General features: G+C 39.4%; 22 protein-coding genes. 17 read left to right on the top strand and 5 right to left on the bottom strand.

The genetic code is table 11. The features are described 5' to 3' along the window. Complete coding sequence (gene thiI, locus NSR00_RS08720) at positions 1-1,218, top strand: tRNA uracil 4-sulfurtransferase ThiI (protein WP_117017222.1); 1,218 nt, start codon at positions 1-3, stop codon at positions 1,216-1,218. A gap of 92 nt (positions 1,219-1,310) precedes the next feature. Beyond that, the gene (locus tag NSR00_RS08715) at positions 1,311-1,529 is read left to right on the top strand and encodes an alpha/beta-type small acid-soluble spore protein (protein WP_063387370.1); all 219 of its coding nucleotides are present in this window, start codon (positions 1,311-1,313) and stop codon (positions 1,527-1,529) included. Positions 1,530-2,224: 695 nt separating this feature from the next. On the opposite strand, the gene NSR00_RS08710 is transcribed toward NSR00_RS08715, so the two are convergent. Continuing rightward, entirely contained in the window at positions 2,225-3,025 is an 801-nt protein-coding gene (locus NSR00_RS08710; RefSeq protein WP_094246343.1) for an NAD kinase, read from the bottom strand. Positions 3,026-3,161: 136 nt separating this feature from the next. Between NSR00_RS08710 and sppA the strand changes: the two genes are divergently transcribed. From sppA to NSR00_RS08665, 9 genes are all read left to right on the top strand, one after another. Further along, on the top strand, positions 3,162-4,163 hold the full coding sequence (gene sppA, locus NSR00_RS08705) for a signal peptide peptidase SppA (RefSeq protein ID WP_340788157.1): 1,002 nt from the start codon (positions 3,162-3,164) through the stop codon (positions 4,161-4,163). 11 nt (positions 4,164-4,174) lie between these two features. Then, positions 4,175-4,660: an RDD family protein gene (locus NSR00_RS08700; protein ID WP_130156158.1), complete on the top strand. Its 486-nt coding sequence runs from the start codon at positions 4,175-4,177 to the stop codon at positions 4,658-4,660. A gap of 68 nt (positions 4,661-4,728) precedes the next feature. Beyond that, a complete protein-coding gene (locus NSR00_RS08695; RefSeq protein WP_340788151.1) occupies positions 4,729-5,433 on the top strand; it encodes a DUF2953 domain-containing protein in 705 nt (234 codons plus the stop codon). Next, entirely contained in the window at positions 5,430-5,897 is a 468-nt protein-coding gene (gene ytfJ, locus NSR00_RS08690) for a GerW family sporulation protein (RefSeq protein ID WP_066247839.1), read from the top strand. The genes NSR00_RS08695 and ytfJ overlap by 4 nt, the downstream gene beginning before the upstream one ends. A 101-nt stretch (positions 5,898-5,998) precedes the next feature. Further along, the gene (gene tpx / locus NSR00_RS08685; RefSeq protein ID WP_063387376.1) at positions 5,999-6,499 is read left to right on the top strand and encodes a thiol peroxidase; all 501 of its coding nucleotides are present in this window, start codon (positions 5,999-6,001) and stop codon (positions 6,497-6,499) included. Between the two features lie 91 nt (positions 6,500-6,590). Next, entirely contained in the window at positions 6,591-7,580 is a 990-nt protein-coding gene (locus tag NSR00_RS08680) for a class I SAM-dependent methyltransferase (RefSeq protein WP_340788149.1), read from the top strand. A gap of 364 nt (positions 7,581-7,944) precedes the next feature. After that, complete coding sequence (locus tag NSR00_RS08675) at positions 7,945-9,135, top strand: acetate kinase (protein ID WP_094246339.1); 1,191 nt, start codon at positions 7,945-7,947, stop codon at positions 9,133-9,135. A 310-nt stretch (positions 9,136-9,445) separates the two neighbouring features. Next, on the top strand, positions 9,446-10,903 hold the full coding sequence (locus tag NSR00_RS08670; protein ID WP_340788146.1) for an alkaline phosphatase family protein: 1,458 nt from the start codon (positions 9,446-9,448) through the stop codon (positions 10,901-10,903). 75 nt (positions 10,904-10,978) lie between these two features. Further along, the gene (locus tag NSR00_RS08665; RefSeq protein WP_340788144.1) at positions 10,979-11,800 is read left to right on the top strand and encodes an EcsC family protein; all 822 of its coding nucleotides are present in this window, start codon (positions 10,979-10,981) and stop codon (positions 11,798-11,800) included. A 12-nt stretch (positions 11,801-11,812) separates the two neighbouring features. Here NSR00_RS08665 and NSR00_RS08660 read toward each other — a convergent pair whose 3' ends face one another. Then, positions 11,813-12,115, bottom strand: a complete 303-nt coding sequence (locus tag NSR00_RS08660) for a hypothetical protein (RefSeq protein WP_066247832.1) — start codon at positions 12,113-12,115, stop codon at positions 11,813-11,815. 166 nt (positions 12,116-12,281) lie between these two features. Here NSR00_RS08660 and NSR00_RS08655 point away from each other — a divergent pair, with 166 nt between their 5' ends. From NSR00_RS08655 to NSR00_RS08635, 5 genes are all read left to right on the top strand, one after another. Further along, positions 12,282-13,487 carry an argininosuccinate synthase gene (locus NSR00_RS08655; RefSeq protein ID WP_063387384.1) on the top strand — a complete coding sequence of 402 codons (1,206 nt, stop codon included), beginning with the start codon at positions 12,282-12,284 and terminating at the stop codon, positions 13,485-13,487. Then, positions 13,484-14,854, top strand: a complete 1,371-nt coding sequence (gene argH, locus NSR00_RS08650; RefSeq protein WP_066247830.1) for an argininosuccinate lyase — start codon at positions 13,484-13,486, stop codon at positions 14,852-14,854. Before NSR00_RS08655 ends, argH begins: the two co-directional genes overlap by 4 nt. Before the next feature lie 229 nt (positions 14,855-15,083). Then, complete coding sequence (locus tag NSR00_RS08645; protein ID WP_063387386.1) at positions 15,084-15,845, top strand: SDR family oxidoreductase; 762 nt, start codon at positions 15,084-15,086, stop codon at positions 15,843-15,845. A 69-nt stretch (positions 15,846-15,914) separates the two neighbouring features. Then, complete coding sequence (locus NSR00_RS08640; protein ID WP_063387387.1) at positions 15,915-16,595, top strand: metal-dependent hydrolase; 681 nt, start codon at positions 15,915-15,917, stop codon at positions 16,593-16,595. Between the two features lie 142 nt (positions 16,596-16,737). Further along, on the top strand, positions 16,738-18,057 hold the full coding sequence (locus NSR00_RS08635) for a CBS domain-containing protein (protein ID WP_066247825.1): 1,320 nt from the start codon (positions 16,738-16,740) through the stop codon (positions 18,055-18,057). Positions 18,058-18,104: 47 nt separating this feature from the next. On the opposite strand, the gene NSR00_RS08630 is transcribed toward NSR00_RS08635, so the two are convergent. Continuing rightward, positions 18,105-18,404: a YtpI family protein gene (locus tag NSR00_RS08630; protein ID WP_063387389.1), complete on the bottom strand. Its 300-nt coding sequence runs from the start codon at positions 18,402-18,404 to the stop codon at positions 18,105-18,107. A gap of 88 nt (positions 18,405-18,492) precedes the next feature. On the opposite strand from NSR00_RS08630, the gene NSR00_RS08625 reads away from it, so the two are divergent. Beyond that, complete coding sequence (locus NSR00_RS08625; RefSeq protein WP_144597843.1) at positions 18,493-19,431, top strand: DHH family phosphoesterase; 939 nt, start codon at positions 18,493-18,495, stop codon at positions 19,429-19,431. Between the two features lie 46 nt (positions 19,432-19,477). Here the strand turns inward: NSR00_RS08625 and ytrI are convergent, their stop codons facing one another. Both ytrI and NSR00_RS08615 read right to left on the bottom strand, forming a co-directional pair. After that, the gene (gene ytrI / locus NSR00_RS08620) at positions 19,478-19,981 is read right to left on the bottom strand and encodes a sporulation membrane protein YtrI (RefSeq protein WP_066247820.1); all 504 of its coding nucleotides are present in this window, start codon (positions 19,979-19,981) and stop codon (positions 19,478-19,480) included. Continuing rightward, on the bottom strand, positions 19,978-20,316 hold the full coding sequence (locus NSR00_RS08615; RefSeq protein ID WP_063387392.1) for a YtrH family sporulation protein: 339 nt from the start codon (positions 20,314-20,316) through the stop codon (positions 19,978-19,980). Before NSR00_RS08615 ends, ytrI begins: the two co-directional genes overlap by 4 nt. Between the last annotated feature and the right edge of the window lie 60 nt (positions 20,317-20,376).

Raw genomic sequence — 20,376 nt, 5'->3', positions numbered from 1 at the left:
ATGCAATATGATCATATTTTAGTCAGATATGGTGAAATGTCTTTAAAGGGAAAAAATCGTAAACATTTTATTAACCATTTGAAAAACAATATAAAACTTGCATTGTCTTCCTTTTCGTCTTTAGAGTATACAGCGAACAGAGATCGCCTTTTTATCAAATTAAATGGAGAAGAAGGGGAAAAGGTAGCGGAAAAATTGCAAACAGTTTTTGGCATACAGTCCTTCAGTTTGGCAATCAGAACGAAAAGCGACATCGAAGCCATAAAGGACACGGCTTTACAGGCAGTCAAGCAATTGTATAAAAACGGAGACACTTTTAAAGTGTCGGCCAAAAGAGCAGATAAATCGTTTCCGTTAACTTCAGACCAACTCAATTATGAAATTGGTCGGCATATACTTATTCATACTGACGGTTTGAAAGTAGATGTTCATCATCCGGACATAAACGTGCGCGTAGAAGTCCGTCCGCATGCCACATATATAATGTGCAAAGATTTTAAAGGGGCGGGAGGGCTTCCGGTTGGTTCAAGCGGAAAGGCGATGCTGATGCTTTCTGGAGGAATTGACAGCCCTGTCGCTGGGTATTTGTCAATGAAAAGAGGCTTGGAGATTGAAGCGATCCATTTCTTCAGCCCTCCATATACGAATGAAAGAGCGAAGCAAAAGGTTATGGATCTCGTAGAAAAATTAACCGAATTTGGCGGCAAAATCGTGCTTCACATCGTTCCGTTTACAGAAATTCAAGTGACCATTCAGCAAAAAATATTAGAAAATTATACAATGACATCGACTAGAAGAATGATGTTAAAAATTGCCGATGAAATTCGGAAAAACCGAGGCGCCTTAGCCATTGTAACAGGCGAAAGTCTAGGGCAGGTAGCAAGCCAAACGCTTGAGAGCATGTATGCTATTAATGAAGTGACGACAACTCCTATACTGAGACCTTTAATTTCAATGGATAAAAATGAAATCATTGAAATTGCCGAAAAAATTGATACGTTTGAGATTTCAAACAGACCTTATGAAGACTGCTGTACTATTTTTACACCAGCTTCACCGAAAACGAAGCCGAAAAGGGAGAAAATATTAAAGCTTGAAAGCTATGTAGATTTTCAACCTCTCATTCAGAAGGCGATTGAGGAAACAGTAACAATTGAATTTCCAAGAAAACATGATATACAAGAAAAAATAGAAGAGGATTTTGAAAATTTACTATAATATTCCACAAGTTCAAAACAATTACCATTTCGTTTTATGCATGAAGCCATGTGTTTTTTCACATTCTATATCCACAAGGAGGTGAATGACACATGGCTCAAAACAGATCTAGCAACTCTAACCAAATTTTAGTTCCTGGTGCTGAACAAGCACTTGAGCAATTAAAAACAGAAATCGCATCAGAATTCGGTGTAAACTTAGGTCCTGATACTACATCCCGCGCGAACGGCTCCGTTGGAGGAGAAATTACAAAGCGGCTTGTATCTTTTGCTCAGCAGCAACTATCTGGCGGTGGCGGAACATTTCAATAAATAAATATTTTGGCTTTTGAGCGAAAAGGTGATCCTTTTCGCTCATTTTCATGTGCGCCCGGCATGGGTGTAATCTATAGGGTGAAAGTCCCGAGCTGCGAAGGCAGAAGTAGCAGTTAGCTTAACGCAAGGGTGTCCGTGGTGACGCGGAATCTGAAGGAAGCGAGCGGCAAACTTTAAGGTCTCTCGGAACACGAACTTCATATGAGGCTAGGTATCACTGGGTGAGTTTGCAAGACAAAACAAAGCCCTTTCTGCCGAAGGTGATACAGAGTAAATGAAGCAGATGGATGGAAGGAAAGATTACACTCTTACCCGGGGAGGTCTGGCTGGCACGCCAAGTAACCTTGGTAACCTATCTAGTGATAGATAGCTGAACAGTCAGAAGTCAGCAGAGGTCATAGTATTAGTTGGTCTAGAACAACTAAGAAGGACCGAACAATTAAGAGAGAATAGCCCTTGGCATTCAGTGTGTCATGATGAACACAGAAAACGTAGTACCTCACTTGAGGGAGGAAGCGGTGAATCCCGTGGGAGATCTCTTGGAGGGTGGAGTGACCACTGGCATAAAGAGAACAGCTATTCACGGAAGTTATAAAGACTTGCGTCAATTATCTTAATTGAACCGCCGTATACGGAACCGTACGTACGGTGGTGTGAGAGGACGGGAGTTAATCGCTCCCTCCTACTCGATTTTATAAAAAGGTTCTTTTCACTTTATCCCAGAAAGAATTATCTTTTAATTTAACAGTTTTAATTTTTTTCTTTCCTAATTCAATATCCAGCTGGTTGACATGACGAATGCTTAGAGCTTCGTTGTCCATTCCGATAATCGGATAATCGTTGCCGTCCTGCACAACTTTTAATGTAAGCTTTCGATTTCCGCTTAAAATAAAAGAGGATCCTAACGTCCGATATAGATTATTGTTCAAAGATGCAAGTTCAGTTACTTGTAAACAGTCTATGAGCGGATCGACGACAGCTCCCTTCACAGATTTATTGTAGGCTGTGCTCCCTGTTGGAGTGGCAATAATCATTCCGTCGCCTCGGAACGTTTCAAAATGCATATCATCAATAAATACATCCAGAACAAATGTTTTAATAATTGCTGATCTGACACTGCATTCATTTAAGCAGGAAATCTTTACTTCATGGTCGACGGTGACATCGATGGTTGGATATCTTCTTACCTCGACCTTTTCCAGCTGAAAAGCTTCAACTAATTTGTCTTTTTGATCTATATGGAAATCACAATAAAAACTGATATGCCCTTCAGTTGCGATGCCTATGTACAGACAGTCGTCGCGAAATTGCGTTTTTCTAACCGCTTGCAAAAATGTTCCGTCCCCTCCGATTGCTACGATAATGTTCGCATGTCTCCAATCTTCAACAGGACGAAAATCATACTGCTTCGCCAAGTCAATCAACGAAGCTATTTTCTGTTCAAGGTGATCGCTATGTTTGTAAAAGAAGTAGATATTTCGGCGTGGATCCATCAAAAAAACCTCCTCTTTTTGGAAGATTCTCCACAATTATATAAATAAATGTTAAAATACACTATGATATATAGTTTAACATTTTTATAATGGAACATGTCAAAAAAGGTGAAATTGAATCAAGGAGGTAAACATCTTGAGTGGAAAAAGGTGGGCTGCGTTAGGAATTGCCGCAGCATTATTTGTTTTTTCGATGATCATTAGCTTTGCTTCTATGGCTGTTTCAAATGCAGAAAAATTGTCTGGGAATTTTTTTGAATCGCAGTTTTCTGAGGAAGTCCTTGAAGAAGGAATGCCGGATGAAAAAATTGCGGTACTGGAAGTAAATGGAGTGATTCAAGATACGGGAGAAGATGTTACATCGATTTTTGCCAGTGAAGGCTACAATCATAAAGAATTTTTGAAATTGATTGAAAAGGCCGGCGAGGATAAAAGCGTAAAAGGAATCATTTTGCGAGTCAACTCTCCTGGCGGGGGAGTAGTGGAAAGTGCAGAAATTCATAAAAAACTAATGGAAGTTAAAGAAAAGGCGAAAAAGCCGATTTATGTTTCGATGGGAACCATGGCAGCTTCAGGAGGATATTATATTTCAACTCCTGCCGATAAAATTATTGCAGCACCGGATACGATGACAGGCTCGCTAGGGGTCATTATGCAAGGAATAAACTACAGTGAATTGGCAAAAAACTTTGGGGTGAAAGTAGAAACGATCAAAAGCGGTCCATATAAAGACATTTTTTCTTCAGCAAGAGATATGACAAAAGAGGAAAGAGAAATTCTTCAAAAAATGGTGAATAACGCTTATGAAGGCTTTGTAGACGTAATCTCGCAAGGAAGAAAGATGGATGAAGGGGAAGTGCGGAAAATTGCCGATGGACGAATTTATGACGGCCGGCAGGCGAAGCAGCTCCATTTAGTTGACGAGCTAGGCTATTTTGATGATGCGGTGGAAATGATGAAAAAAGACTTAGACTTATCAGATCCATATGTATTCAAATATAAATCGAGCTTTGGATTTGAATCGTTCCTTTCCATGATGGCTGGGAAGGTGATCTCTAAAGATCTGGAAATGCAGGGACTATACAAATTGTTTTCACAACCGAATTCTCCCCGCCTGATGTATTTATATTCGGAGTAGGAGGTGCCAACATGGATGGAACATTTGAAGAAATAAATCAAATTGAACAAAAGCATGAGATTCAAACAGACATCTCTTATCACTTTGCGGGATTTTGGATGCGGTTTTGGGCATACTTGCTTGACCTCATTGTTGTTTCAAGCGTCATCCGAATTGTTGCCAATCCGCTTTTTTTACTGATCGGATTGGAAAAAAGCGATTTTATTTTTTCACCTTATCGAATTTTAAGCGCCTTGTTTTTCTTTTCCTACTTTATTCTTATGACGAAGTTTTTAGGACAAACGCTCGGGAAAATGGTTTTTGGCCTGCGTGTTATATCTTTAAAAAATGATAAGCTTACATGGACCGATGTTTTCTTCAGGGAATGGATCGGACGGTACATCTCCAAGGTTACGTGGATTGGATATTTGATCGTTGCTTTTACAAAAAAGAAACAAGGACTGCACGATTTATTCAGCGATACAACAGTTATTCATGATGAACGGTTTTCAAGATGACCTGCCGAAAAGGCAGGTTTATTTTTTTATAGAGAGGTGATAATGGTTCACTGAAAGGATGTGAAATTATGCCATTTTGGCTTGCAATAGTCTTTTTCCTATTTTTGATATTTGTGCTTCTTGTTGCAATGACAAAATTAACGATTGTACTTTCATATAAACACGATAAATATGACGATCGGTTAAGAGTGACATTTCTATTGTTTTTTGGCCTTATTCGCTACACAATCAAAATCCCTTTTATAAAACTGGATCAAGAAGGTCCAAATATTGTTTATAAACAAGAAAAAGAAACGAAACATTCAACTCAAAAATCGTCCGAAAAAGTGACTCCTGAAGAGCTGTTTGAGATGCTGCAAAATTTTAAAGAAATATTGGAAAATGTTATCCATTTTTGCTTTATTATTCAGAAATTTTTGAAGAAGGTTCGGATTGTGAAATGGGAGTGGCGTACTGAAATCGGAACGGGAGAAGCTGCCTCAACAGGAATGTCGGCGGGTACACTATGGGGGATGAAAAGCTCTATTATTTATTTCGCTTCCCGATACTTTACATTAATAGGTTATCCAGTTGTTTCAATCTTTCCTAATTTCAACCGAATGGTTTTGAAAACGACATTTGTATGTATGATGCAATTCCGACTTGGGAATGCTATCATAGCAGGATTGCGTCTCGTAAAATGGTCGAGATCAAAAACAGCATTATGGCGAAACTTACCGTTTGCCAAGAAAAACAAGAAGAATGAACATAGTTTAGAGGAGGCAAAAGTATGAGCGATCATCCGATTCAAGGGTTAATGAAAACGGCAATGGAAAACTTGCAGCAAATGATCGATGTCAATACCATAATTGGCGATCCAGTTGAAACTCCTGATGGGAGTGTTATACTAACCGTTTCAAAAGTGGGATTCGGATTTGCGGCAGGTGGCAGTGAATTTTACGGTCCGACAGGTGAAAAACATTCAAGCAGTCCTTATGGAAGCAGCACTACAGGTGAAAAAGGAAAACTTCCTTTCGGCGGAGGAAGCGGAGGCGGTGTATCGATTACGCCAATCGCATTTCTTATTGTTGGAACAAATGGAATCAAAATTCTTCATTTAGATGAAAATACCCATCTTTATGAAAAAATTTTAGATGCAACTCCTCAAACGGTAGAAAAAATTCAAGAACTGTTTCGAAAGAAAAAACATATACAAGACGATAACAATGAAAAAGAAAAAATTGATTTTGACATTTAAAGCTGCTTTGGCAGCTTTTTGAAATTTTCAAACACTTTTTCTTTGAAAAGTCTTCAAAAACAAGCTATAGTTAAACTATACATAGATTTGGAGGGGATAAAATGGCAAACGTAACATTTAAGGGAAATCCAGTAACTCTTTTAGGAAATGAAGTGAAGGTTGGAGATAAAGCGCCTGATTTCAAAGTGCTTGCGAATGATTTGTCGGAAGTTACTTTAGCTGATACAAAAGGGCAGGTCCGAATCATTTCTGTTGTTCCTTCGATCGATACTGGCGTATGTGATGCACAAACACGCCGCTTTAATGAAGAAGCTTCCAAGCTGGATAATGTTAAAATTTTAACAATCAGCATGGATCTTCCTTTTGCGCAAAAACGTTGGTGCGGTGCGAACGGAATTGAAAATGTACAATTGTTATCTGACCATCGCGACGCTTCTTTCGGACAGGCGTACGGAGTATTAATCAAAGAATTGCGTCTGCTTGCTCGCGCTGTTTTTGTTGTTGATTCAAACGATAATGTAACATATGTAGAATATGTCAGCGAGGCGACAAATCATCCAAACTATGAAGCGGCGATTGAAGCTGCAAAAGCAGCAAATTAAGGACCTGATGCAAGGTCCTTTTTTTTCTTGCTTATAAAACAATGAAACGCTAAAATGAAAGGATGTGACGAGCTTAAAGGAGGAAGCCTTTATGCAAGGATTTTCAAATGTTGAAAAACTGTTTTCACTCATTAATGAGACGGCAGAAATCATTAAAAACGAAATGAATTGTACATACATTGAAGCGATAGCGAATACAGGAGAAAACCTGTTTCACGGAACTGCAGTTCAAGATTTCATTAGCGAAATTACAAGTAAAAAACTGAACAATATATACCGGACGTTTCATCTGGATCACTACTCAAATGAAGAAATTCGGAGAGCTTTTCAGCTCGCTGTTTTAAAAGGATTAAAGGAAGATAATCAGCAAATCCACCAAATGACCCCTGACAGTGTTTGCATATTGCTCGGCTATCTTGTGCAAAAATTTTTTCAAGATGAAAAAAATTTAATGATTTTAGACCCTGCTGTAGGTTCGGGTAATTTACTCTCGGCTGTCTTAAACCAACTGGAAGCAAAGCAAGTTGAAAGCATTGGAATCGATATAAATGATTTGTTAGTTAAAATCGCTTATGTGAATGCAAATTTGCAGAAGCATTCTATTGACTTTTATAATCAGGACAGCTTAAAAAACCTTTTTATCGACCCTGTGGATGCGGTGGTGTGCGACTTGCCAGTCGGCTATTATCCCGATCATGACGTCGCAAAGCATTTTGAATTGAAGGCTGATGAAGGCCATTCTTACGCCCATCATCTTTTTATTGAGCAGAGCATCCGCTATACAAAAGAAGGCGGTTATTTGTTTTTCCTTATACCAAACCATCTTTTTGAGACGCCTGAAGCTCCAAAATTGAATCGATATCTAAAAGAAAATACAGTGATCCAAGGCCTGTTGCAGCTCCCGCGCTCCATGTTTAAATCGGAAAATAGTCGAAAAAGCATCTTTATTTTGCAAAAAAAGGGAGAAGGAATTGTACCGCCCAAACGGGTTATGCTTGTTGATCTACCGAAATTTTCGAATAAAAAAGCTCTTGCTTCGATTATGGATCAAATTGATGAGTGGATCCGGACAAATAAATGAAAAGATGAAGACACTAAAAGGTGACAGCGATGTCGCCTTTTTTTTAGGATTCGGTTTATTTCTTCTATTTTTCATAAAAACTAAACTAGAGAAAAGAAATCTTCGGTTTTAGCGAATAGTGGCTTCCCGTTTCATTTAGGAAGTGGATGGAAGCGCTTTTTGTTTTTAGAAATTTTTGTATACAGATAGACATTTATTTTTCACTTGAAATGTTGCTTTATCAATGTTTAAATGTATAGAGCGATCATCTCTCTTTTTAAAATTAGACAAGTCTGGTGTTTCACATATTTTGCTAATTTCTATGTCACATGCAGGAATTTTTAAAAAAGTTTCATCAACAAAAAGAAGGAGAGAATGAAAATACATGCCTAAGATTTTAGCTGTAAATGCTGGAAGCTCTTCATTAAAGTTTAAATTGTTTGAAATGCCGAATGAAGAAGTTTTAACAAAAGGGGTAGTTGAAAGGATTGGTTTGGACCAATCATTTTTTAAGATATATGTTAACGGAGAAGAAAAGAAAGAAAGTTGTCAAATTACCGATTTTTCAATAGCGGTACAGCTTGTGCTAAATAAATTAACTGAATATGGAATTATCCGGACGTTAAATGATATTGACGGAATCGGTCATAGGGTTGTACATGGAGGAGAGATCTTCAGTGACTCAGCGCTTATTACGGAAGAAACTTTAAAGAAAATTGAAGAACTCTCTCATTTGGCGCCTTTGCATAATCCAGTCAATGTGCTTGGCATTCGAGCCTTCCAAAAGGTGCTTCCGGACGTTCCAGCGGTAGCGGTGTTCGATACTGCCTTTCACCAATCGATGCCGGAACAATCTTACTTATACAGTTTGCCATATGATTATTATGAAAAATACGGAATTCGCAAATACGGCTTCCATGGAACGTCTCATAAATATGTAACGGAACGGGCAGCTCAATTGCTTGAAAGACCTTTAAAGCATTTGCGGCTTATTTCCTGCCATCTAGGAAATGGTGCCAGCATTGCAGCAGTTGAAGGCGGAAAATCAATCGATACATCGATGGGATTTACGCCTCTTGAAGGTGTTGCGATGGGAACTCGTTCCGGAAGTATTGATCCAGCGCTTATCCCATATATCATGGAAAAAACAGGTAAAACTGCTGATGAAGTTATTAATGTATTAAATAAAAAGAGCGGACTTTTAGGAATATCCGGTTTCTCAAGCGATTTGCGCGATATCGAAGATGCTGCAGCGAAGGGGAATGCTCGCGCCGAATTGGCATTGGCGGTTTTTGCTGACCGCATTCATAAATATATCGGATCTTATGCGGCGCGGATGTGCGGTGTGGATGCGATTATCTTTACCGCCGGCATTGGTGAAAACAGTGACGTTGTCCGCGAACGAGTGCTGCGAGGATTGGAATTTATGGGCGTTTATTGGGATCCTGCCTTAAACAAAGTACGTGGAAAAGAAGCGTTTATTAACTATCCACACTCACCAGTAAAAGTTCTAGTTATACCGACAAATGAAGAAGTGATGATTGCAAGAGATGTAATGAGAATAGCGAATTTATAAGGTTTTGCCGATGGATAACAGCAAAACCTGAACTCATAACCAACGCAACCTTTTTTCATATTCCGAAATGGATATGAACGGAGGTTGCTTTTTTTTACCAATAAAAAGTGGAAATAATCTATTTATATGATGAACGATGCATGGGAACTAAAATGATTCATTCCCTCCAACATTTCTTAAGTGATGATTGGGGGGATGAGAATGATAATAGCGTTGAATATTGCTCCGATTTAAAAAACCGGAGTTTTTTGCATGATTTTCACCTTCTAGACAAATTCTAATAGCAAATAAACGATGAGGATGGAACAAAATGGCTAACAAAAATGTGATATTGTTGATTATCGATACTCTCATGCTCCCTTTTTTGAAAAAAGCAGTAGACAATAAAATGGCGCCGGCTTTCGCCTTTTTCATGAAGCATGGTACTGCTTCAGAAATTATCAGTCCTTTTCCGACGATGTCCGTCAATGTGGAAAGCAGTCTGCTTACCGGGCATTACTCAGATGTGCATCACGTTCCAGGATTAGTTTGGTTTCATGATGAAGAAAAGCGTCTTATTAATTATGGAACAAATGCATCTGAGCTTTTACAGCTGGGGCTCACAAATTCATTAAAGGATCCGCTGTACAATATAAATCATGAGCATTTAAACAAAAAGGCCGCAACCATTTTTGAAGAACTGAGCAAAAAGGGGAAAAATTCCGCGTCTATTAATGGACTTCTCTATCGAGGAAGTCAGGAAAAAGTAATGCAGCTTCCGTTTTTATTATCTTTGCTGCCTACTTTTCATAGAAGCCTTACTGTTAAGGGGCCGGATTTGTTAACTTACGGCTCCTTCATTAAACAAAACCCATTTGCAAAGTATGGACACTTCTGGCAAAGATTTGGCTTTAATAATCGATTTTCTGCTCAGGAGCTTATTTATCTTATTAAAAATCATTCTTTGCCTCCTTTTACAATGGTCTATTTTCCTGATATGGATCAAATTATACATAAAAAAGGAGTTGAGGATCTGTCAGGAATCGTAAAAACAGATCGTGAATTGCAAAAAGTGTTAGACAGTTTTCATTCATGGGAGGAAGCGCTGAAGAACAATGTTTGGATCATTATGGGCGATAACGGCCAAGCGGTTGTCCGCCCGAGAAATCAAAATCCTCTGATCCATTTAGAAAAGCTACTCAGCCCATATCGTATTACCAAGCTGTCAAAAGGTGTACGGAAGGATGATGATATCGTACTTGCGGTCAATCAACGCATGGCGTTCGTATATTTATTACAGCCGAACCATTCGCTTGAAGAAATTGCAAACATTTTGAAAACAGATGCACGCATCGATGTCATCGCTTGGCGGGAAGAAGAGGAAAAAATAAAAGTTGTTTCAGGGCGGCGGGAAGGAATGCTAATGTTTAAAAAAGGAGGTCAATGGGAAGATCCGTATGGAAGTATGTGGACTTTAAACGGAGACATTGAAGTGTTGGATATTTTCACGGAAGGAAGCCGAATTAAGTACGGGGAATATCCGGATGCGCTGGCAAGATTACATGCAGCCGCTTTGTCACATAAAGGACAATTTCTTATGATTAGCGCTTATCCTGGCTTTGAATTCAAGTACGGGTCATCTCCAGTGCATGTGGGCGGTGCGAGTCATGGCGGTTTACACCAGCATGACTCTTTAGCAGCAATCATCGTTTCAGGGACAGAGCGATTGCCGAAGTATAATCGGATGATAGATGTAAAGGATTGGATTTTATCAATGCTCGACTCTTAAGAGTTATATCAATTCCGTGATATAATATCATTGTATATTTGCGCGCATTTTTTTAAAAAGAAAGGCGGTGCATTTTTGGGGGCCATTTTGGAAGAAAGCTGGGAAAATCAAATGAAATGCTGGGAGGAAGAGTTGGAAAAATGTGCATGTAAATGCACGCTTCCATTTGACAAATGGCTGGAAACAAGATTGAATGACCTTCCTGAGCATATTCAAAAAGAAATGTTTGAGAAGGTCGATTACGTTTTGTTTCATATGCATTCGATTTTGCAAAGCTCGATCTTCTATTCAGAAACACGGAAGCGGATCCTCTCATTTGCACGTGTTATTTCCGATCAAGTTCAAACGATCACTGATTTAAAAAAGCTCCCTTTAGAAGAATGCTATCAATTGGCTGAGAAGGAAATGGCGAAGCAGCGGCTGTATTCCTTTATTCAAGGAGGAATCGCTTCTTCCGGTGGAGTTTTTTCGCTAAGTGCAGATATTGTGCTGCAAATGATTTTTCATATGCGGGCTGTGCAAACATTATCTCTTGCGTATGGTTATGAAGTTTCGTCCCCTTATGAAATGATGCTGTCTCTAAAGGTTTTTCACGGCTCTTTAATGCCGAAACATTTAAAATTTGAAGCGTGGAATCAATTAAAAGAGGAATTACAAAATGGAGATGATGCTTATTTTTATGAGCAGAACGAACCATTTGTCAACCATCAAACTGTAAATCAAATCTTAAAATGCATTGCCGTGCAAACATTCAAATATAAAACAATTCGGGGAAAACCGATTTTAAGCTTAATGATCGGAGGCGGCATTCGCTATCGTTCAATGAAAGTGGCCATTGAGTTTGCCCATAAATTTTATCAATATAGACATCATTATGAAAGGATGAGCTTGAGATGAAAATATAACTTCTCAAGCTTCTGTTATATGCGGGTCAATCCGGTACCAAAGCCATAAATCATTAATGATGGAAGCAATCTCACTGATTTCTTCATTTAGTCTGCACGAAAGCTCAAAATCCTCTTCGTTATTCAACTGCTCTTGCTTTTTATTTATTATCGCTTCTAAATGTTTAATGCGGTCAGGAATTTGTCCACGTATACATTCCCAATCCGATAAAATTTGCTGTTGAACCTCATTTGGATATTCCTCCCAATGCTTGCTGAAAGCAGGAAGAGGAATCCCCAATCTTTCGTTATATTCAAACATTTCCATTCCTCCATTTTTTATTATGCAAATTATATCATAAACAAATAATGCTTTTTAAAAAAAACTATTGAAAAAAGTCAGCAAAACTGTTACATTTTTAATTAATGATTGCATTTTTATGAATAAAAAAGTATTTTTATTCATTTTGTATACATCGGAGAGGAGAATGAACATGTCAAAACCAAAAGTAGTATTGGCCTATTCTGGAGGTTTAGATACATCTGTCGCCATCAAGTGGCTGCAAGAAAAAGGATATGACGTCGTTGCCTGCTGTCTGGACGTTGGGGAAGGGAAGGATTTAGAGTTTATTAAAGAAAAAGCACTAAAAGTCGGTGCTGTACAATCTTATATTATAGATGCGAAAAAAGAGTTTGCGGAAGAATATGCGTTGATCGCCCTTCAGGCACACACCCTTTATGAAGGTAAATATCCTCTTGTTTCCGCTCTTTCAAGACCGCTCATTGCCAAAAAATTAGTGGAAATAGCGGAAAAGACCGGCGCTGTCGCAGTTGCTCACGGTTGTACCGGAAAAGGAAACGACCAAGTGCGCTTTGAAGTTTCCATAAAAGCGTTAAATCCTGAGCTGGAGGTTTTGGCACCTGTTCGGGAATGGAAATGGTCGCGTGAAGAGGAAATTGAATATGCGAAACAGCATGACATTCCAATTCCGATTGATCTGGACAGCCCATATTCCATCGATCAAAACTTATGGGGAAGAAGCAATGAATGCGGAGTTTTAGAAGATCCATGGGCTGCACCGCCTGAGGATGCCTATGAACTGACTTCTTCCATTGAAAATGCACCGGATGAAGCGGACATCATCGAAATTGAATTTGAACAAGGCGTACCGGTAGCAGTGAACGGTCAAAGAATGCAGTTAGATGAACTTATTTTGAAGCTGAATGCGCTCGCTGGAAAACATGGCGTCGGCAGAATCGATCATGTGGAAAACAGACTTGTCGGCATTAAATCGCGCGAAGTGTACGAATGCCCTGCGGCTATGACATTGATCAAAGCGCATAAAGAATTGGAAGATTTAACACAGGTTAAAGAAGTAGCGCATTTTAAACCGCTGATCGAACAAAAGCTTGCCGAGCTTATTTACAACGGTCTTTGGTTCTCTCCGCTGAAAAGCGCATTGGAAGCATTTTTGAAAGAAACTCAAAAATATGTAACAGGGACAGTGCGCGTAAAATTGTATAAAGGGCACGCAATTGTTGAAGGAAGAAAATCTCCGTACTCGCTTTATGATGAAAAGCTGGCCACCTACACGCAAGAAGATTCATTTGATCATGAAGCAGCAGTCGGCTTTATTAAACTGTTCGGCCTTCCAACAGCGGTGAACAGCATCGTGAAAAACAAGAAGGTGACAATATGAAAAAACTTTGGGGCGGCCGTTTTCAAAAGACGCCCGAAGCATGGGTCGACGAATTCAATGCGTCGATCACGTTTGACAAACAGCTCGTAGAGGAAGACATTCAAGGGAGCCTCGCCCATGTTAAAATGCTTGCCAAGTGCGGCATTTTAACAAAAGAGGAAGGAGAAGCGATTGAAAAAGGGCTGCACCGTCTTTTGGAAAAAGCAAAAAATGGGGAGCTTGAATACTCCGTTCAATATGAAGATATTCATTTAAACATTGAAAAAATGTTAATAGATGAAATCGGACCGATCGGCGGAAAGCTGCATACATCAAGAAGCCGCAACGACCAAGTGGCGACCGATATGCATCTATACTTAAAAAAACATGTTGAAGCCATTGTGGAACTGATCAGAGAATTGCAAAAAGCGCTTGTAAACAAAGCTGAACAGCATATTGAGACGATTTTGCCGGGATATACACATTTGCAGCGGGCGCAGCCGATTTCATTCGCCCATCATTTATTGGCTTATTTTTGGATGCTTGAGCGTGACAAATCTAGATTTACAGAATCTTTGAAACGGATTAATATCAGTCCGCTTGGCGCTGCCGCATTAGCTGGGACAACCTTTCCGATTGACCGGAAATATACGGCTGAGCTTTTAGGCTTCGATGAAGTTTATTTAAACAGCCTGGATGCGGTGAGCGACAGGGATTTTATTGTTGAATTTATGAGCAACAGCTCGCTGTTGATGATTCATCTATCAAGATTTTGCGAAGAATTAATTTTATGGTGCTCGCAGGAATTCCAGTTCGTTGAAATGGATGACGCTTATTCGACCGGCAGCAGCATCATGCCACAAAAGAAAAATCCGGATATGGCGGAATTAATTCGAGGGAAGAGCGGTCGCGTCGTCGGCAATCTCGTCGGTTTGCTGACGGTTTTAAAAGGTCTCCCTCTTGCCTATAACAAAGACTTGCAGGAAGATAAAGAGGGCATGTTCGATACTGTAAAAACAGTAGAGGGCTGTTTGCAAATTATGACGGGAATGATCGAAACGCTGAAAGTAAATAAAGAGCAGATGGAAAAATCGGTGAAGCAGGATTTTTCAAACGCTACTGAACTCGCTGACTATTTGGCGAAAAAAGGTCTTCCTTTCCGCGAAGCTCATGAAGTAGTCGGGAAACTTGTATATAAATGCATTCAAAAAGGAATCTATTTACTTGACTTGCCATTAGAAGAGTATAAGGAAGCATCCTCTCTGTTTGAAAATGATGTATATGAAGTTCTGAACCCATACGAAGCGGTCAACAAACGAAACAGCTTAGGTGGAACCGGATTTAAGGAAGTAAAGGAGCAAATCAATAAAGCAAAGGCGATTATATAAATCCAACTCCATTTGTTTTAATTGAATAAAGACCTTCAATGAAAAATCAGTCTTCTGCGCATAAGCTGAAACAGGCGGGTACTCATTGTGCCCGCTTTTTTGTATGGAAAGGCCGCCTTGCACTTGCATTCCAACCTCTTGCTGATAAAAATCGTGGAAGCTATTCCGTTTTTGCATTTTAAAAAATTATTGTAAAATGATTGTAGTAAATAAAGGGAGGAATTGATGGGTGCGCCATGCAATTGTTACGGCAGGCTCAAGAGGTCTTGGACGAAAGGTGACCGAATTATTTTTGGAAAAGGGGTACAGCGTGACGGTCAGTTATCACAATAATCAAACAGGAGTTGAACAACTGCAGGAAAAATATGCTTCTATGCGCGACCGTTTGCTGTTTATACGATGTGATGTGACGAAAAAGGAAGATTTAATTCGGCTGATTGATCAAACTTATCAGTGCTTTGGCCGTATTGACTGTTTAGTTAATAATGCGGGTCCGTATATATTTGAGAGGAAAAAGCTTGCTGATTATTCTGATCAGGAATGGTATGAAATGATTGAAGGAAATTTAAGCTCGGTGTTTCATTTAGTGAAACGAACAATCCCGATTATGAGGAAACAAAAGTATGGCCGAATCATTACCTACGGCTTCCAAGGTGCCGGGGATGCTTCAGGCTGGCTTCACCGCTCGGCGTTCAGCGCGGCTAAGACCGGACTAGTCTCTTTGACAAAAACGATTGCTATTGAAGAGGCGGAAAACGGCATCACAGCAAATATGGTTTGTCCAGGAAACATTACGGCGGAAATGAAAGAGGCGACCATTGAAGAAGCTAGAAAGCATATTGACGTGAACACGCCGATTGGAAGATCAGGTACAGGAGAAGATATCGCAAGAATTATAACCTTTTTGTGCGATGAACAGTCAGATTTTATTACAGGCGCCATAATTGAAGCGACGGGAGCCGCTAATGTCATTCATCGATTTCATCAATAATGATAAAACGTTTTCAAAAGCATAAGTTTCCAGTAAAATGAAAGTAGATTCAAAAAGGAGGGGTTTTTTATGAAGGTTTCCTTTCACGGTCATTCCATCGTTCAAATTGAAACAAATGGGAAAAACATTATCATTGATCCGTTCATTAATGGGAACGGGCAAACCGATTTGAAGGTTGAAGATGTGAAAGCAGATGTCATTTTGTTGACACACGGCCATAATGATCATGTAGGGGATACGGTTGAGATTGCAAAAAGAAATGATTCGTTAGTCGTGGCGATTGCAGAGCTGGCTACATACTTGAGCTGGAAAGGGATTAAAACCCATGGAATGAGCATCGGGGGAGCATACGAGTTTGAGTTTGGAAAAGTAAAGCTGACTCAGGCTTTCCATGGCTCCAGCTATACGGAAGATAACCAAAACATTGTGTATACTGGCATGCCAGCAGGAATTTTGTTGACAGCTGAGGACAAAACGATTTATCATGCAGGCGATACAGCATTGTTTTCTGATATGAAATTAATTGGAGAACGCAATGAAATTGATTTAGCCTTTTTGCCGATTGGCGATAATTATACAATGGGGCCGGAGGATGCTCTTACAGCAGCAGAATGGATTCGAGCTAAAAAAGTCGTGCCGATTCATTACAACACGTTCCCAGTGATCCAGCAAAACCCTGAAGATTTTGTTTCCAAGCTTCCAGACGGTGTCGGTCTCCTATTGAAACCAGGAGAAACAATCGAACTGTGAGATTTTTGATGGACGGCTTTTAGCCGTTCATTTTACGTATTATGAGTTCCAAGCATTTGTTTGCTAAACAGTAAATTTTAGGAAAAAATAAGTAAATGTTTGAAGAATTCGCCAATCTTGTAACTTAAAAGGAGGGAAGAAATTGGCGACAAAGCATGAACAAATTTTGAACTATATTGAGTCTCTGCCCGTCGGAGATAAAATTTCAGTCAGACAAATTGCCAAAGTTATGAATGTCAGTGAAGGAACTGCCTATCGTGCGATTAAAGATGCGGAAAATAAAGGCTTTGTCAGCACAATCGAAAGGGTCGGCACCATTCGAATTGAAAAAAAGAAAAAAGACAATATTGAAAAGCTGACATTTGCGGAGGTTGTCAATATTGTCGACGGACAAGTGTTAGGCGGAAGGGCCGGCCTTCATAAAACATTAAATAAATTCGTTATCGGCGCCATGAAATTGGAAGCGATGATGAGATATACAGGTGCTGGAAACTTGCTCATTGTCGGCAACAGGACAAAAGCTCAGCAGTCGGCTTTGGAAGCAGGAGCCGCCGTTTTAATAACCGGGGGATTTGACACAGATGATTATGTAAAAAAACTGGCGGATGAGCTCGAGCTCCCGATAATATCCACTAGCTACGATACTTTTACAGTGGCTACGATGATAAACAGAGCGATATATGACCAGCTGATCAAAAAGGAAATCGTGTTAGTGGAAGACATTTTGACCCCGTTAGAAAAAACTGTCACGTTAACCCCGAATGATCCGATTGAACGCTGGTTTGAATACAACCGGCAAACTGGACACGGACGATTCCCGGTCATTGATCAAGGTTTGAAGGTTGTTGGAATTGTCACGGCAAAGGATATTATGACGTCAGATCGAAAAACATCCATTGAAAAAGTGATGACAAAAAGTCCGATAACCGTTACAGGAAAAACATCTGTCGCTTCAGCTGCGCAAATAATGGTTTGGGAAGGAATTGAAGTATTGCCTGTTGTGGACGGAAACGGCCGCCTATCAGGTATGATTTCCAGACAGGACGTTTTAAAGGCTCTCCATTCAATTGAACGGCAGCCGCACACAGGTGAAAAAATTGATGACATCATCACGAGGCAGATGATCAATCTTTCTGATGAAGCAAAAGAATCAAACATTTTTAAATGTGAAGTAACACCGCAAATGACAAACCAGTTCGGTACCATTTCATACGGTGCCTTCACAACTCTAGTTACAGAAGCGGCCAATTATCATTTGAGACAGAAAAAGAAAGGCGAGCTTGTCGTTGAGAATATGACGATTTATTTTTTGAAACCTGTTCAAATGGAAAGCATGATTGAAATTCATCCGAAAATATTAGACGTGGGTCGAAAATTCGGGAAAATTGATGTGGAAGTATTCCACGAAAACACTTTAGTCGGCAAAGCTATGTTAATGGTGCAAATCATGGATCGTAATTAAAAAAAGACTGTCTGAAAAATAAGGACAGTCTCTTCCATATAATTTTCTTAGCGGGCATTTTCGCTTTCTTTGATTGCCAAAGGCAAATAATATTTGTAAGCTTTATATCCTGCCCAAATGCTCAGACAACCTGTTATAATAAAAACAACACCGACGATGAGCGCAACAGTGGATCGGTTTAAAAACATTTGGTTTAATCCGAAAAAGAAGACAAACAATCCTAGAGAAATGCTAGATTTAGATGAAATCCAGCTTCTTTCCATCGGACGTTTCGTGCGAAAATATTTGATTTTGTAAAAAACATAAAAAGATAAAGAAATGACCGTTAGGATAGCTAAAACAGGCATGATGTCAACCTCCATCTAAGTATCGTATATCATTTTACCATTAGTAAATGATGAAATAAAACATTTATGATGATAAAGGAGAGCTGAAATGAAACAACAGATTTTAAATGAAATAAAAGCATTCGATACGATTATTATACATAGACATGTCCGGCCGGATCCTGATGCATACGGTTCTCAGTGCGGGCTTGCGGAATTGTTAAAAGAATCGTTTCCTGAAAAAAACATATATGTAGTCGGCAACGATGAGCCTTCTTTAACGTTTTTATACAAAATGGATGAAATTCAAGATGACGTCTATCAAGAAGCGCTCGTCATCGTATGTGACACAGCTAACCAAGAACGAATTTGCGATCAAAGATATGATAAAGGGAAAAAATTGATCAAAATCGATCATCATCCAAATGAAGATCCTTATGGAGATATAGTCTGGGTAGACACATCTGCCAGCTCTGTCAGCGAAATGATTTATGAATTTTATCTATTTGGCAAAGATCAAGGCTTAACGTTATCGAAAAAAGCAGCCAGTCTCATTTATGCCGGAATTGTTGGGGATACAGGAAGATTTTTGTTTTCAAATACGACGAAAAAAACGTTCCAATATGCAAGCGAGATTATAGACTATGGGTTTTCATTTACGCAAATATACGACGAAATGTATAAAACGAAACTTAATGTGGCGAAGCTGAACGGTTACGTCCTGCAAAATTTCGTTTTGACTGATTCAGGGGCCGCTTATATAAAGCTTCCTAAAGAACTATTGGACGAATACCGCGTCACTCCTTCCGAAGCTTCACAGCTCGTCGGTGCTTTAGGAAATATTGAAGGGATCAAGGCGTGGGTGCTGTTTGTCGAGGAAAACAACGAAATTCGGGTCAGATTCCGCTCGAAGGGAATCGTGATCAATGAGCTTGCAAAACGCTTTAAAGGCGGAGGCCATCCGCTTGCGGCCGGAGCTACGATCGACAGCTGGGAAACTGCGGATCTAATCATTCAAGAGCTGGTCGCTTTATGTAAAGCATCTTAAGGAGGGCGCTTTTTCCCTCCTTATAATAGGAGAAAAGTTGCCATTATTATTTGCTCAATTTCAATTCTACTTCAACAATAATGGTCGGTGTAATGACAAGCTCCACGACAGTAGCGTTGTATTCTTTGTCATCTATTTTATATTTTCTATTTTCAATCGTTTTGGCAATTAAATGCCTTGTTTTCACAACACTGTCAATATCTTTTGCAATTAAATCAGCTAAATCGTTTTTGATCGTATTTTCAATCGAATATTTCATTAATTCATCCAGCTTATATTTTTCCGCATTTTTAATTTCGATTTTGACATCCTGTACAGTCAATAATTCTAAGTTTCTCTTATTTAGCTCTTTGTAATCCCTCTGCCAAATTTGAATGTCATTTTTTAATTGTTCGATCGTTTCTTGCTGCGTTGAAATGATTTTTACTTGTTTTTCTTGGTAATAGCCAAAGGAATATAGAAAAAACCCCCAGCTAATAAGAGCTCCTACGGCAACTCCGGCAAAAAAACGCTGCCATGAAGGCTTTTTATAATAAGGCGGGATTCTCATTGCGAAACATGCTCCTGTGTGAACCAAGAGATTAAGAGCCAGCCTGTTTGAGAACCACCCATGGCGGAAATGATTAACAAAATCTGTTTCACAATGTCCTTTGTCGCTCCTTCAAAAATCCCTCGTTCAAAGCTGTAAAACGCATCAAACGTCCCTCCAATAGCTGCAACAAGAGCCCAAATTTTCAATTTGTTTGCCATTCTGAAAATGGAGGTGAGAGGAGCATCGCCTGTAATATATGCGCCAATACCGCCGATTAACGAGCCGCCGAAAATGACTCCTAACGCAATAAAATACACTTTAATAAAGGTTGCAATAAAAGTATCTGTTTCCATTGAGCTTCCACCATCCTTTCTTCCGTTCATTGGTGAAATATGATTATAATAAACTTGCTA

The sequence above is a fragment of the Aeribacillus sp. FSL K6-8394 genome (genome assembly GCF_038008865.1).
GTDB classification, from domain to species: domain Bacteria; phylum Bacillota; class Bacilli; order Bacillales; family Aeribacillaceae; genus Aeribacillus; species Aeribacillus composti.
Note: the sequence above shows the minus strand (reverse complement) of the source record. Positions and strands in the feature narration are given on the sequence as shown.